This window comes from Crocinitomix algicola (assembly GCF_001661595.2).
Lineage (GTDB): Bacteria > Bacteroidota > Bacteroidia > Flavobacteriales_D > Crocinitomicaceae > Crocinitomix > Crocinitomix algicola.
The window spans coordinates 298,585-312,970 of the sequence record NZ_LYPF02000001.1; the positions used below are offsets into that span (position 1 = coordinate 298,585).

The following is a 14,386-nucleotide window of genomic DNA, read 5'->3' on the forward strand; positions in this document are numbered from 1 at the left end:
CTACATTAAATGAAAAATATATTCCAATTTTTTTTAATCTTTTTAATAAGTTCTACACTCTTAGCTCAAGTCTCAACCGAACCTAATAATGAAATACATAACTATGCTAAATCATTAATAAATAAAGAACATTTGCAAGGTGCCGCCTTTAGCTTTTATGTAAAAGACTTAGAATCAAACCATGTAATCGCTGATTATAATGGATCAATGATTATTCCTTCCGCATCAACTATGAAACTAGTTACAACGGCTACGGCTTCAAGAATTTTGGGCAGTAATTATCGGTTCGAAACGAAAATCATGTATTCTGGTGAAATAGATTCAGTTACTGGGCAGTTAAACGGTGACTTATTTTTAATCGGAGGCGGAGATCCAACTCTTGGTTCGAAATACTTCAATGATGAAGGGAAAGAAAGAGAGTTTTTGAGAGAATGGGCCGATACGATTAAAGCTTATGGTATAAAATCGATTAACGGTAGAATTATTGCTGATGCCTCTAAATATGAATATAATGGTGTTCCTGCTGGTTGGGTATGGGGAGACATGGGTAATTATTATGGAGCAGGTCCAAGTGGTTTAACAATTTTTGACAATATGTGTAAACTAGAATTTAAAACTGGGCAAAATGCTGGTGATTCAACTCAAATCATATGTATAGAACCATATATTCCTGGATTAACACTTGAAAATCGTGTAACCTCTGCGAACTCGAGTCGAGATAATGCCTATGTATATGGAGCCCCCTATTCGGACGACTGGTTTGTGGAAGGTTCAATCCCAAAACAAAGAGAATCATTCATTGTAAAAGCGAGTATTCCCGACCCTGAATATTTAGCTGCAATTGAATTACATCATGCAATAGAAAACGCTGGTATTCCAGTAAAATATAGAGCTACCACTAATCGTGAATTGAATAAGAACAAAAAATTCAATCGTCCAAAACTGAATTTAATATACACCAATCTTTCTCCCAGCCTAGCTTCTATTATGAATTGGGTGAATCAATATAGCATCAATCTTTTTGCCGAGCATGTTTTATGTGAAATATCCTATAAAAATAATGGATACGGTTCTACTTACAATGGAGCAAATTATTGTATGCGTTATTGGAAATCAAAAATAGGTGGCGGGCTATTTATGACAGATGGCAGTGGCTTATCTCGGTCGAATGCTGTATCCTCTAAATTCTTAGTAGAATTATTAGCTTATATGAATAAATCAAGCAGTGATCGTGTTTTTAAGAAAACGTTGGCCATTGCCGGAAAAAAAGGTACAATGAGAAGTATTGGTAAAGGGACATCTGCCTCAGGAAGAGTTTATGGGAAAAGTGGGACAATGAATCGTATTAAATCATATGCAGGTTACGTAGACACTAAATCTGGAAAAAAACTAGCTTTTGCTATGATTATCAACAACCACAGCTGTAGTAATTCACAAATGAAGAAATATTTTCAATACCTAATGGTAAAAATGGCCAATTATTAAGCTTTAGATAAACTTACTTCCACAAATTTTGAAACTGGCGTATTACTTCTTTTTGCTGTGCTATTAACCGGCACTAATACATTTGCCTCAGGGAAGTATGTTGCGACACATCCACGGGCAATATCGTACTCAATTACCTTGAAGTTCCTAGCAATTCGCTCACCATCTTGAAAATGGCTGGTAATATGAACAACATCCTCAGTTTGAAGTCCTTTTTCTGCCATATCAAATTTATTCATAAGTAAAACTCTTCTCTCATTAAGAATTCCTCGATACCGATCATCCATTCCATAAATTGTCGTATTGTATTGATCATGGGTCCGTATGGTCATTAAAATTAAATTACCATTGGCAACCTTCTTCCTAGGAACTTCATTAATCGTGAAGTTCGCTTTACCATTTTCTGTGTTGAATTTTCGTTCACGAGCACCATTGGGCAAATAAAAGCCCCCAGGTTTTCTTACACGTGCATTGTAATTATCAAAACCATCTATTGTCTCTTCTACTATATCCCTAATGTAATCATAGTTGCTTACAAGCTTCTTCCAATTCACGACATCATTGCCGAATGTGTATTCCCCCATAGCTGCAACAATAGCTGGTTCACTCATTAAGTTCTCAGAGGCATTGTCTAGCTGACCATAGCTTTTTTGGACAACCCCCATAGAATTTTCTATTGTGACAAATTGCGCAACTCCATTTTGTATATCTTTTTCAGAACGACTAACACAAGGAAGGATCAAAGCTTCTTTTCCTGTCACTAAATGGGAACGATTCAACTTAGTAGAAACCTGAACAGTCAAATCACAATTTTGTATTGCTTCTCCTGTAAACTGACTATCAGGTGTTGCTGATATAAAATTACCTCCCATAAAAAAGTAAAACTTAACTTTGCCCTCTTTACAAGCTTTTATTGATTCAACTGCGTCGTAACCGTGATCTCTTGGAAATTTCATTTTGAAGCGCTCATCTAACCGATCTATAAATTCTGATTTAGGTTTTTCCCATATATTCATTGTTCGATCACCTTGCACATTAGAATGTCCTCTAACAGGACAGGTTCCTCCTCCTTCAATTCCTATACTTCCCTTAAGCAATAAGATGTTCACTACTTCACGAATATTATTCACACCATTTTCATGTTGTGTTAACCCCATAGCCCAACAAATCACGATCTTTTTCTTCGCGATAAATAAATCTGCAGCTTTCCGAATATCTTCCTCTTCCACTCCACTTTCTCTAACTAAATCATCAAAATTTTCTTTTCTTATCGAATCTATTAACTCATCATAACCTGCGGTATAGTTTTGAATGAAATCATGATCAAAAACCGAGTTCGGGCGCTTATCTTCAGCCTGCAACATTAAAAGCATAATTGCCTTTAATAGTGCAACATCGCCATTTATTTTAACCTGTAAATACAGATCATCCAATTGCGTTCCACCTTTCACTATTGAAAGCGGATTTTGAGGATCTACAAAAACATTATTACCAGCTTCAGGTATTGGATTTACACTAATTATCTGACCATTATTCTCTTTACACTTTTCCAAAGCAGCAAGCATTCGAGGATGATTGGTGCCCGGATTTTGTCCCATAACTACAATTAGTTCCGCTTTATGCAAGTCTTCAAGTGTAACTGAACCTTTTCCAATTCCTACTGTTTCACTCAGTCCAACACCACTAGATTCGTGACACATATTAGAACAATCAGGCAAGTTATTAGTTCCCAATTGCCTTGCAAACAACTGATACAAAAATGCAGCTTCATTACTTGTCCGTCCCGATGTGTAAAACACCGCTTCATCAGGACTATTCAGAGATTTTAGTTTTGAAGCAATTTTATTAAAAGCTTCTTCCCAACTAATTGGTTGATAATATGAACTCCCTTCAGGCAAATAAAAAGGCTCCGTTATTCGTCCAGATTTACCCAACCAGTAATCCGTCTGTTTACTGAGCTCTTCAACTGAATACTTCTTAAAAAAATCACGGCCCACTTTTTTAATTGTCGCTTCTTCCGCGATGGCTTTAGCCCCATTCTCACAATACTCACCTAGAGAAGAACGTTTTCCATCAGGATCTGGCCATGCACATCCTGGGCAATCAAAACCATCCTTTTGATTCATTTTATTCAGCAACTTAATTCCTCGCCAAAGTCCTAATTCACTGCTAATATGACGCATCGAGGAAATAATGGCTGGAATACCAACTGCCTTCTTTTTTCTTTGTGTCAAGGTGAGTCCTTTTTGACTAAACTCTTCTGGTGGTACAATTTGTACTGCTCTTTTTACAGTCATAATTATGCTTACTTATAAACTACGATAAATCTAATGAATATAAATCAATTTTAATGTGTGTAGCATCAAGGTATGTTGCAGTACATAGATGCTAACGAAAACAAATAGCATTTATTAAACATCCTATAATTCTCAAATACAACCAAATAATGATTTGTTATTCATGCAGATAATAATTAAATTGTCGACTCAAACCTAGCTATGAAAACAAATTTATTTTTGACTTTATTTCTCATCTGTTCATTTAACACGATTGAGGCCCAATATATCTCACCAACTAATAGCGTTCCTGAAGGACCGTCAGTTGCTCCACTTGGTTGGTTCATGACAGGATCAACGGATGTTTCTAATCAAGATTACTGGGCAGGATGGGCGGCTTATCCCTGGGAAGGCGTAGTGGATAATCCACCAAACGGACACACAGTTTGGCTAACTGGTTTCTATAGCGAGACGGCATGGACAACAATTACAGGCTTAACTCCAGGAGATGTCTACACCTTTAATTTTTACATGTGTGAGCTACGGTCGAATGCGGGAGGCGCGGTTTCGCTTTACGATGGCACCCTATCCGTAACTGTTGCAGGTGTTGAAACGCTTTATCCCTTTACTGGTGGAGCAGATAATAGTTGGTCTGCCGAATCAATTACTTTTACTGCGGGGGCAGCAACTGAAAATATTACATTTAAATATCAACCACCCGGTTTAGTAAATGGGAATTTTTGGAACATTTCTTTCAGTGAAGAAGATGTTGAATTAGCTTGTGACCAGCTGTTAACCGAAGTATCTGACACGCTTCTCTGTTTAGGGGACGAAGTTACTTTATCAGCTGAATCTATTCATGGTGGAACGATTACTTGGGATGGAGGAATTAGTGATGGAATCGCTTTTGAACCTCCATTAGGCACGACGCTCTATACCGCAACCAGTGATTTAGAAGAGGATTGTGAATTTGAAATTGAAATTGTAGTGAACGATTATCCCGAAGTCGACATTGTGATTGATGACACAGTAATATGCGATGGTGATTCCGCGTTAATAAACGTTAGTGGTGAAGCAGAATCTTACTCTTGGGAACCGGAGGACATAATTCCTGGGGAATATTATTTTCCCGAAATAGGTATGACAGAGATAACGTTGGTTGCTGCAAATGGGGTTTGTGAAACGACTTCAGAAACAACTTTAACTATGCATGAAAATCCAATTGTCGATGCCCTTGTAGATGATGATATAATATGCTTAGGTGAATCATTTATATTTTCAGGAGAAGGGGCAGATTATTATGAATGGGATTCAGGTATAATTGATGGAGAACCATACACTCCTGATGAAACGGGTGTTTTCGCACATTTTGTAACTGGTTATAATGAAACAACTGGGTGTTCTTCATCAGATTATATCTATGTTACCGTTCAAGCCAGTCCAGAAGTGGAAATTATGGATATAGACACTGAAATTTGTGAAGGTGAGTCTATTACATTAACAGGTTCTGGAGCTGCAACTTACGAATGGGACATGGGTGTGGAAGATGGTGTCGCATTTGAACCACCTGTTGGCACCACAACATATACGCTTACAGGAATTAACCTTGGTGGTTGTGAAGGTTATTCAAGTATTGAAATAACGGTATATGAAATTCCTGACGTTTTAGCAAATGCTTCAGAAACTACTATTTGTGAAGGTGATGAAATTACATTATACGGAACAGGGGCTGATTCTTATGTATGGGATATGGGGATTGTTGATGGAGAACCTTTTACACCCGATTACCCTGGAGGAACATATACAGTAATTGGAAGTTCTGGACCTGGCTGTATCGCTGAGAACGAAATAACTATTACTGTAAATCCATTACCAGAAATTACGGCAAACTCGAGTTCTGAAGACATTTGTTTTGGTGATGAAGTAACCCTTTTTGGTTCAGGAGGTGACACTTATGAATGGGAGGATGAAATAATCGACGGTGTTCCATTTGTACCGCTAACAACTGGTTTAAATGAATATACCTTAATTGGTGTAAATGAGTTAACGGGTTGCTCTAATGAATCAACTGTAACCGTTGAAGTTCATGAGAGTCCTGAACTGGAGATTTTAGCATCTTCTTTAGAAATTTGTTTTGGTGAATCCGTTGTTTTGTCGGGTTCAGGAGCCAGTACTTATATATGGTCTGACGGAATAGAAAATGGAGTTCCTTATTTCCCTGCAGGAATTGGAACGTTTGAATATACCTTAATCGGTGTTAGTGAATTTGGTTGTGAAAGTACACAGTCAATAACAATTCACGTTAACGATTGTGAACCAGTTTTGGCTGGATTCGAATTACCTAGTTCAATTTGTGTTAACGAATGTATAACTTTAAACGATACTAGTCTTGGTAATCCTGTAAGTTGGGAATGGAACTTTGGAGGAGCTACGGAGCCAAATACGTCGATTATTGAAAATCCTACAATATGCCTAAACACAGTTGGAACATATACAATAACCTTAAATGTAACGAGTGCGACAGGTGCTAGTTCAGTTGTAAATAAAGAATTTACAGTTAATCCCATTCCTACAATTGAAACTAAACTTGATACGATTATTAACTTAGGGGGAACAGCATCGTTAATTGCGAATGGATTAGGTGAAGGAACTTACTCGTGGGCACCTGAATATGGAGTCAATTGCTCAACGTGTTCAAGCACTCATGCATCGCCTACTCAAGATCAGGTATTTATAGTCGAATATATTGATCAGAATGGCTGTATTGTAAACGATTCAGTAAATGTTCTTGTTAATTATGTTTTAAGCATTGGAGTACCTTCTGCTTTTTCTCCGAATGGCGACGGGAATAATGACGTTCTATATGTAAAAGGCAGCGGTATAGAAGCCATAAGTTTTGAAGTCTACAATCGCTATGGTGAAAGGGTATTTCTATCAACCGAACAAAATATAGGCTGGGACGGTAGTTATATGAACAAACCAGAAAACCCAGGTGTATTTACGTGGGTCTTATTCTACACAACTAGCTATGGTAAGAAAGGAAAATTAAAAGGAAATACAACCTTAATAAGATGACCTAATAATTAAAAATCTAGATCATCTAACACATGATAAATAGGATTCAACACTGATTCACCTAGTAGAATAGAACGCTCAGCAGACCAACCGTACAATGGATCTGGCAAATCATCATTGTCTTTAAACGGCATTTCAATTGTAAATGAAAGGCATCCGAATTTTTCAGCAATGGCATTGGAACATACTGTTAGGTTTGCCTGCCCAGGCTGATCCGGACCATAATTATGTTCATCCTGAAAATCCGGACAAATGTCCATCCAATGATTTTTAAACTTCTCTTCTAAGTTTTTCAAGCTTAAATTGTAACTCGGAATTCCTTCAGAAGCTGCAACGAAATTATAAGGTATAGCTTCATCACCATGAATGTCTAAAAGGAGATCAACTCCGACTTCCTCCATTCGTTTTAAACAATTAAAAACTTCAGGACTCCGTTCCATGCTTGGTGATTGCCATTCTCGATTCAAGTTAGCACCTGCAGCATTTGCTCTGAGATTACCTGCAATTGAACCATCTATATTCATATTAGGAATAATGTAAAAACAGCATCTTTCAAGTAATTTTTGCGCAATAGAATCACTTTCATCTAGCAAGCGGTCAATAACGCCATGAATAAACCATTCTGCCATACTTTCTCCTGGATGCTGTCTTCCAATTATCCAAACATTATCACCAACACCTTCATCTCCTATAATTAGCATATCTATATCTCTTCCTTCAACGGTTTCTCCTATCACTTCGGTTTGACATAAATCAGATAGTTGTGCATTATGCACTAGCTGTAAATGCGATTCGTACGAATAAGGCGCAAAATAAGCAAAGTAGACACTATTATTGGATGGCATATATTCAATGGTAAGAACACCATTTTCATATGTAGTTGGAACTCTAAACCAATCAACTCGATCATAAGAAACGCAGGCATGATAATTATCCCAACCTTCAGGATAGGTTGATTCACCGGCGTTCAAAATATTAATGGTACATGCAATATCAATAGCTTCAGTCAATCGGAAATGAAACCACTGAAAAAAATCGGAGTTTGTATCTTTCGGGATTCTTAAGTTAATGATTCCATTTTCTTCAATTGATACAACTTCTATATTTCCACTATCAAAATTTGAACTGATTTTCATACCTTATACTTTTTAAGTAAAGGTAGACAATACTGGAGAAGAATTTCGTTTTAATCCAATAATTTTAATGTCCCTTGTTTGACTTCAGTAAATCTGGATATTTTGATTGAAATTTCTTAAGCCTTGGGATAGATACTGTTTGTATATAACCTTGATTTGGATGCAGTTTTTCATAATCTTGATGATAATCCTCACCCATCCAAAAAACATCAAACGGTATCACTTCAGCTGCAACTGTATAGCCCTCTTTCTCGAGTTGTAATATTTTTTTATCAATAATTTCTTTTTCTGCCATATTCTGATAAAAAACTATACTTCGATATTGACTTCCATGATCAGGCCCTTGTCCGTTGACTTGTTCTATATTTTGACTCCCAAAATAAACATCAACGAGTTGATTAAAGCTAATTATTGTAGAATCATAATATACTTCAACTGCTTCAGCGTGACCCGTTGTTCCTGTATTTGATAGTTCGTAGGTTGGATTTTTTGTGTGACCACCCGAATAGCCATTGTACACTTCCTCTACTCCTATCACACTCTCAAAGATTGCTTCAACACACCAAAAACACCCACTAGCGAAGTAGGCTTTATTCAATTTTTTTAAATCTTTTGGTTTGTCCTTTTTCAAGGTAATATTTTGTTCGTTAATATTTTCCTTGTCCGATGCACCTCTACCTTCGCAAGCTGATGTTACAGATATGATTAATAGAGATGGTAATAATACAATTAATAAATTTCTTAACATTCGTTCTTTTTTTCATTTTTAGTTCGTAATAAGCCTCAATTGCTTACAAAATAAAAGTACTCGAGTTCAGTAAAAATACATATCTTAACCGAAGAATATGAAATTTACTGAATTAGAACTAAAAGAAGGGCTCTTAGAAGCTTTATCATACATGGGCTTTGAAACGGCAACCCCAATTCAAGAGAAAGCCATACCAATTATCTTAAAAAATTACGACCTAATTGCCTGCGCACAAACGGGTACTGGTAAAACAGCAGCCTTTGTCCTACCCATATTAAATAAGCTTATAGGTAAAAAAGACACATCAATAGACACACTAATTATAGTGCCTACGCGAGAATTAGCGATTCAAATTGAACAGCAAATTCAAGGATTATCTTATTTTCTTTCTGTTGGGTCGAAAGCTGTTTATGGAGGTGGTAGCGGAAAGGATTGGGAAGAGCAAAAAAACGCCCTGAAAGAAGGAACGGATATAATTGTTGCTACTCCTGGAAAACTTCTCTCCCATCTAAAAATGGGTTATGTTAATTTTAAAAACGTCAAACACCTTATTCTTGACGAAGCTGATCGAATGTTAGATATGGGTTTTTTGGAGGACATCACCGAAATTTCTTCTCATTTACCAAAGAATAGACAGACGTTGATGTTCAGTGCGACGATGCCGACTAAAATCAAACAGTTAGCTCGAAAAATTTTAAACGATCCAAAAGAAGTATCGTTGGCAGTGTCAAAACCAGCTGAAGGTGTTACACAGGCTGTTTATTTGACATTTGACAATCAGAAAATCCCAATCTTAACACATATTCTAAATCAAAGAAAAGAATACGATAGCATTATTATATTCACTTCTGCAAAAGCCAAAGTTTCAGAAATAAACAGAAGTTTAAGAAGTGCCGGTTTTAAATCTAAACCTATTTCCTCAAACCTAGACCAAGATGAACGAGAAGAGGTCTTAAGGCTTTTTAGAGCAAAAAAGGTTAGGATATTGGTGGCAACAGATGTAATGTCTCGAGGAATTGATATAAAAGAGATTAACATGGTTGTAAATTTTGATGTTCCGCATGACGCAGAGGATTATGTGCATCGAATTGGAAGGACGGCAAGAGCTAATACCAAAGGAGAAGCGTTCACATTGGTCAATCCAAAAGACTTTCATAAACTTTCAAAAATAGAAAGGCTTATTGACGCAAAAGTTACTCGACTAGAGCTACCAGAGGAATTTGGTGTTGGACCAGAATGGAAATCACCAAGTAAAAAGAAGAAAAACAAGCCATACTATAAAAAAAGAAAAAATTTCACTAAAAAGAAAAGCAATAAATAATCCCGGTCAACTTGGCAATGACCGGGATTCCATGAAAAAGCTATTATTTAGTTACGCTTACTTATTAAAATAATAGACTAGTTCCGTCTAAAAATTAGGACGGTTATTAATAAGACACAATTATTTCAAAAAAGTTACACCTTTTTCGAAATTATTCTTTAATAAATTTAGCGCGATATATCTTTCCGTCCTCAACTACCTTTAAAATATACCATCCAGAACTTAGAATTGAAACGTCTAATCTGTTATTATCAAGTTTAATTTCTTGGCATTTACCATTTATGTCACAAATCATAACACTCGAAGACTCTTTAAAATGATTTTTCAAATAAAGTATATCATTTACTGGATTTGGAAAGATTTTGAGTTCTTCAAGATAGGGTAAATTTTCGGTTTTGGAGCTTAGGTCCGGTTGTACATAGTTTACGTTAAAAACTGGTGAAAATTTAGGATTTTCACTTCCTGTAAATCTTATAAAATTACCTGCTCCTAGATTTGCGTCTAGTTTAAATTGTATAATATCTGATGTCTCAATTAAGGGTAAAAACGATTCGTCAAGATCAATTCTTAACCAATTCGCACTATCTAAACTGGCATTGAAAACGCATGCTAATGAACTATAGTCCCCTGAATCTTCAAAATCGTCAGAATCGACTCCCTCATCTATTCCAAAATTTCCAATTTTAATTGTTACTTCAATATCATCATCAATAGTGAATTCTCCATTTACAGAATCAAGTCGAACGAATAAACTCGCAGATTGTAAATTCGTATCAGGTAATTCGGTTGTATTAAATGATATTAAAGTTACATAATCATCAGATAGAAAGTTTCCCATAATTAAATCATCACGAACGACCCCAGATGAAGACACTGAGCCTTCCGATAATTCATCTGACAAAAAATAAGAATCATCCATCAATAATTTGTGATATAAATTTTCAAATTGGTAATCAATCATGTACTCATACCCTGATACGGATAAATGAAAACAATCAATAAAAAAACCGTAATTTCTCATACTTATTTTGGGTGATGGATAAGTTATATCACCATCTGGTAAAGGTTGGTATAACTTAGGATAAGTTCCTCCCGGAGCCACACCTAGCGGTTCTTCTTGACCAAAAATGTATTGCATATAACCAGGAGCATACACAAAGTCAACATAATCAAGTCCTGTTGAGTAGACGAGCATTCGTGTTGAAAACGAATTGAGTAAACCATTTAATTCTTCAAAGGTTGGAAACCCCATATCCGCCCATGTATCATAAAACGGATGAGATTCTTCAAAAGGAGCTGCATCATTTATAATTTCCTCAAAATTAGCATACATGTAACCGCTAAAAACAATTTGAACATCTGAACGTACGGCGTGAATAAAATCAACAATGGTTTCGACCTCTTCAAACGTTTCATCCATCAAGTTTTCTAATTCCTCCTCCGTAAAATCAATATTCCATGTTCCCAAGAAATCGTTACCTCCCAAACTTATATGAACAGCTTTCAGTTCTGGTTTGTTAAGTAGTTGCTCCTCTATTTCATCTAACTTTTCTACTGTCAAAAAGTCTTCTGTTCTTGCCCCATTAACAGCCAATTCGGAATTACTGAAATATTGTTGATTTGAATGCCCCCAATTCGACATAACTTTATTAAAAGTTTGATCGGCATGCATAAAAAAAGCCCATGAATCACCAATTAATAAAACGGTTGAATTATTCTCTTCATCACATTGTCCAAAATTATTGAGAGAATTTAATAGAATTAGTAGGAATAATAATCTTTTTATCATGGGGTAAGGTCTAATACTTTTATAATCATAACGTGCTACATTATTATTGGTTGGTATGGGTGTGATAAACGTCCACAGCAATACCTCTATACTCTGGAACTCGCTTTTTAAAAGTCATTCCATTATTCAAGGCTACTGCTTTCGATCCAATATTTTCTGGATGAATTATGGAATGAAATTCTTTCGCATATCCCCTTTTAAATCCTTCTTTTTTACAACCAATAGCTGCTTCTGATGCGTATCCTTTTCGCCAATATTGAGGTAAAATAGTATAGCCAATCTCTATTATTTCTTCACCATTAAGGTCTTGAATTAAAATTCCGGCTTGTCCAATAATTTGCTCATCAATTTTGGAACACAAAACGTTCATACCTCCCAAATTATTCTCATATCTATACATGGCCTTGTCGAACCATATTTGACATAATTCTTTTGGACTTAACATTGGGTCGAGAGCTAAGAATTTAACAGCTTGATCATTCTCAAAAACCGCTATCCAATCTTCAAAATCTGTCCATTTTAAAGCCCTAAAAAACAATCGTTCAGTTTCAAAATCGAATAATGTGAATTTCATTGCATTAAAACATTAATTTAGAGAAGAATATTTAAATATACTTAAAAAGACAAATCAAACACTCTTCTCCTTGGAAATTACTAGATAGTATTCTATCTTTTACCGTTTAGATTTAACAGAATAAAAATTTCATGGATTTCAACGAAATAAAATACAAAAAACCATTTTATAAAATTAAGCAACCCCTTAGAGAACATTTAAGACAATATTCGCGCCTTGCACAGTTTCCTATTTCTTATGATGATTTAGCAAGTCATGGTGAAATAATTCCTTTAACTGATGAAAATGGAAATTCCACGTTTTGGAATGCTGTTTTATTCAATCCTAGTGATATTGATCAGATTTATTCAGATCTACTCAATCTATATCAAATGCTTTACGCAGATGGAAGTCCAATAGCTTATATTAAAATAGGAAGTGTTGATTTTTGTTCTTATGGTAATTCAAAGCCCTTTAGGATTAAAGTTGTAAACGAAATAAATGATAATCACGATTATTATTACATAAAGAAAGCAGACGCATCTCGAATTTACGGCTTAGAATTGGAGCATATTTTTTCTCCAAATAAAATGAGTTATTTAGTCGATAAGCTCACTTTAGTTGAAGAACATGTAATAGGCATTCCGTGCGATGAGTTTATCGCAAAAAATAATGGAAAAAAGGTTGAAAACCGTTTAAGACTGGCGAAAGAATTCGTTAAGTTTAATGAACGTTGCTTTGTACAGCTATTGGGTGATATGCGAGCATATAACTACGTTGTAGAGATTAATCAAGATTTCGATAATATTCAATATCGCTTACGTGCAATGGATTTTGACCAGCAATCATATGAAGGCCGAAAAAACATGTATTTACCGCAATTCTACAAAGATAATATTGAATTGGTAAATTTAACACAAGAAGTAATGTCTTTTGAAACTGCCGGTCAATACGTACTTCAAGAACGGGCAGCAATGAAAAAGCGATTCTTATCTGCTAGACAAAGAACAAAAAGTCTCTTGCGTAGAATGCGAAACGACCGAATATCTACGGATGCAAACGTGAAGCAGCTCCGAGAAGATCTTTCAAAATTGTATAATAATGAAGCTTTTTTGGAATGCAGAACAATGGGACAAATCCTAATTCTTCATATTGAGTCTAGACTTGGAATAAAGATTTTTTAATTAAAGGTCTGATGCGTTAGCAATAAGCTCGGCAATATCCAAAACTTCGACTTCATTTTCCTTATTAAAATTCTTTACACCATCCGTCATCATTGTATTACAAAAAGGGCAGCCGGTAGCAATAATATTTGGACTTTTTTCTAAAGCCTCTTCGGTACGTTCAATATTTATTTCTTTATTACCGTTTTCGGCTTCTTTAAACATTTGCGCTCCACCTGCACCACAACATAATCCTTTTGCTCTGCAACGTTTCATTTCCACAAATTCTGCATCAAGCTTTTGAATTAATTCCCTTGGAGCCTCGTATACGTCATTTGCTCTTCCAAGGTAACAAGGATCATGAAATGTAATTTTTTTACCTTTAAATTCTCCCCCTTCTACCGTTAGTTTTCCCGACTTAAATAAATCTTGAATGAGCTGAGTATGATGAATTACTTCATAATTCCCTCCTAATCCAGGATACTCATTCTTTAATGTATTAAAACAGTGCGGGCAGCCAGTTACAATTTTCTTTACTTCATATCCATCCAGAACTTGAATATTCATCATAGCTTGCATTTGAAATAAAAATTCGTTTCCTGCCCGTTTAGCCGGATCTCCTGTACACGATTCTTCTGCTCCTAGAACTGCAAATTTCACCTCACATTTATTTAGTATTTTAACTATTGCTTTGGTGATTTTTTTTGCACGGTCATCAAAACTACCTGAACAACCCACCCAAAAAAGGACATCTGGTTTGTCACCTGTCGCCATCATCTCCGCCATCGTTGGTACCTTTAAAACACTCATCTTAATTATTTATATTTTGTAAACTAATAA

General features: G+C 35.7%; 10 protein-coding genes. 4 read left to right on the plus strand and 6 right to left on the minus strand.

The annotated features are described in order from the left end of the window. Positions 1–9 precede the first annotated feature (9 nt). A complete protein-coding gene (dacB, locus tag A8143_RS01265; protein WP_070137208.1) occupies positions 10–1,485 on the plus strand; it encodes a D-alanyl-D-alanine carboxypeptidase/D-alanyl-D-alanine endopeptidase in 1,476 nt (491 codons plus the stop codon). Here dacB and A8143_RS01270 read toward each other — a convergent pair. After that, on the minus strand, positions 1,482–3,782 hold the full coding sequence (locus tag A8143_RS01270; protein ID WP_070137209.1) for an FdhF/YdeP family oxidoreductase: 2,301 nt from the start codon (positions 3,780–3,782) through the stop codon (positions 1,482–1,484). The genes dacB and A8143_RS01270 overlap by 4 nt on opposite strands. Before the next feature lie 201 nt (positions 3,783–3,983). Between A8143_RS01270 and A8143_RS01275 the strand changes: the two genes are divergently transcribed. Next, complete coding sequence (locus tag A8143_RS01275) at positions 3,984–6,836, plus strand: T9SS type B sorting domain-containing protein (protein ID WP_070137210.1); 2,853 nt, start codon at positions 3,984–3,986, stop codon at positions 6,834–6,836. Positions 6,837–6,844: 8 nt separating this feature from the next. Here the strand turns inward: A8143_RS01275 and A8143_RS01280 are convergent, their stop codons facing one another. Beyond that, positions 6,845–7,972, minus strand: a complete 1,128-nt coding sequence (locus A8143_RS01280; RefSeq protein WP_070137211.1) for a M14 family metallopeptidase — start codon at positions 7,970–7,972, stop codon at positions 6,845–6,847. A 64-nt stretch (positions 7,973–8,036) separates the two neighbouring features. Further along, positions 8,037–8,720: a peptide-methionine (S)-S-oxide reductase MsrA gene (gene msrA / locus A8143_RS01285; protein ID WP_070137212.1), complete on the minus strand. Its 684-nt coding sequence runs from the start codon at positions 8,718–8,720 to the stop codon at positions 8,037–8,039. Between the two features lie 97 nt (positions 8,721–8,817). Here msrA and A8143_RS01290 point away from each other — a divergent pair, with 97 nt between their 5' ends. Beyond that, positions 8,818–10,041 carry a DEAD/DEAH box helicase gene (locus A8143_RS01290; protein ID WP_070137214.1) on the plus strand — a complete coding sequence of 408 codons (1,224 nt, stop codon included), beginning with the start codon at positions 8,818–8,820 and terminating at the stop codon, positions 10,039–10,041. Between the two features lie 151 nt (positions 10,042–10,192). Here the strand turns inward: A8143_RS01290 and A8143_RS01295 are convergent, their stop codons facing one another. Continuing rightward, on the minus strand, positions 10,193–11,830 hold the full coding sequence (locus A8143_RS01295) for a T9SS type A sorting domain-containing protein (RefSeq protein WP_070137215.1): 1,638 nt from the start codon (positions 11,828–11,830) through the stop codon (positions 10,193–10,195). 43 nt (positions 11,831–11,873) lie between these two features. Further along, positions 11,874–12,404, minus strand: coding sequence for a GNAT family N-acetyltransferase (locus A8143_RS01300; protein ID WP_070137217.1), 531 nt, complete (start codon positions 12,402–12,404; stop codon positions 11,874–11,876). A 131-nt stretch (positions 12,405–12,535) separates the two neighbouring features. Between A8143_RS01300 and A8143_RS01305 the strand changes: the two genes are divergently transcribed. After that, complete coding sequence (locus A8143_RS01305; RefSeq protein WP_070137219.1) at positions 12,536–13,567, plus strand: hypothetical protein; 1,032 nt, start codon at positions 12,536–12,538, stop codon at positions 13,565–13,567. On the opposite strand, the gene A8143_RS01310 is transcribed toward A8143_RS01305, so the two are convergent. Then, the gene (locus tag A8143_RS01310; RefSeq protein ID WP_070137221.1) at positions 13,568–14,356 is read right to left on the minus strand and encodes a (Fe-S)-binding protein; all 789 of its coding nucleotides are present in this window, start codon (positions 14,354–14,356) and stop codon (positions 13,568–13,570) included. It lies immediately after the preceding gene. Between the last annotated feature and the right edge of the window lie 30 nt (positions 14,357–14,386).

Coding starts and splice junctions, on each gene's coding strand:
- dacB (WP_070137208.1), top strand. CDS start 10: ATGAAAAATATATTCCAATTTTTTTTAATCTTTTTAATAAGTTCTACA.
- A8143_RS01270 (WP_070137209.1), bottom strand. CDS start 3,782: ATGACTGTAAAAAGAGCAGTACAAATTGTACCACCAGAAGAGTTTAGT.
- A8143_RS01275 (WP_070137210.1), top strand. CDS start 3,984: ATGAAAACAAATTTATTTTTGACTTTATTTCTCATCTGTTCATTTAAC.
- A8143_RS01280 (WP_070137211.1), bottom strand. CDS start 7,972: ATGAAAATCAGTTCAAATTTTGATAGTGGAAATATAGAAGTTGTATCA.
- msrA (WP_070137212.1), bottom strand. CDS start 8,720: ATGTTAAGAAATTTATTAATTGTATTATTACCATCTCTATTAATCATA.
- A8143_RS01290 (WP_070137214.1), top strand. CDS start 8,818: ATGAAATTTACTGAATTAGAACTAAAAGAAGGGCTCTTAGAAGCTTTA.
- A8143_RS01295 (WP_070137215.1), bottom strand. CDS start 11,830: ATGATAAAAAGATTATTATTCCTACTAATTCTATTAAATTCTCTCAAT.
- A8143_RS01300 (WP_070137217.1), bottom strand. CDS start 12,404: ATGAAATTCACATTATTCGATTTTGAAACTGAACGATTGTTTTTTAGG.
- A8143_RS01305 (WP_070137219.1), top strand. CDS start 12,536: ATGGATTTCAACGAAATAAAATACAAAAAACCATTTTATAAAATTAAG.
- A8143_RS01310 (WP_070137221.1), bottom strand. CDS start 14,356: ATGAGTGTTTTAAAGGTACCAACGATGGCGGAGATGATGGCGACAGGT.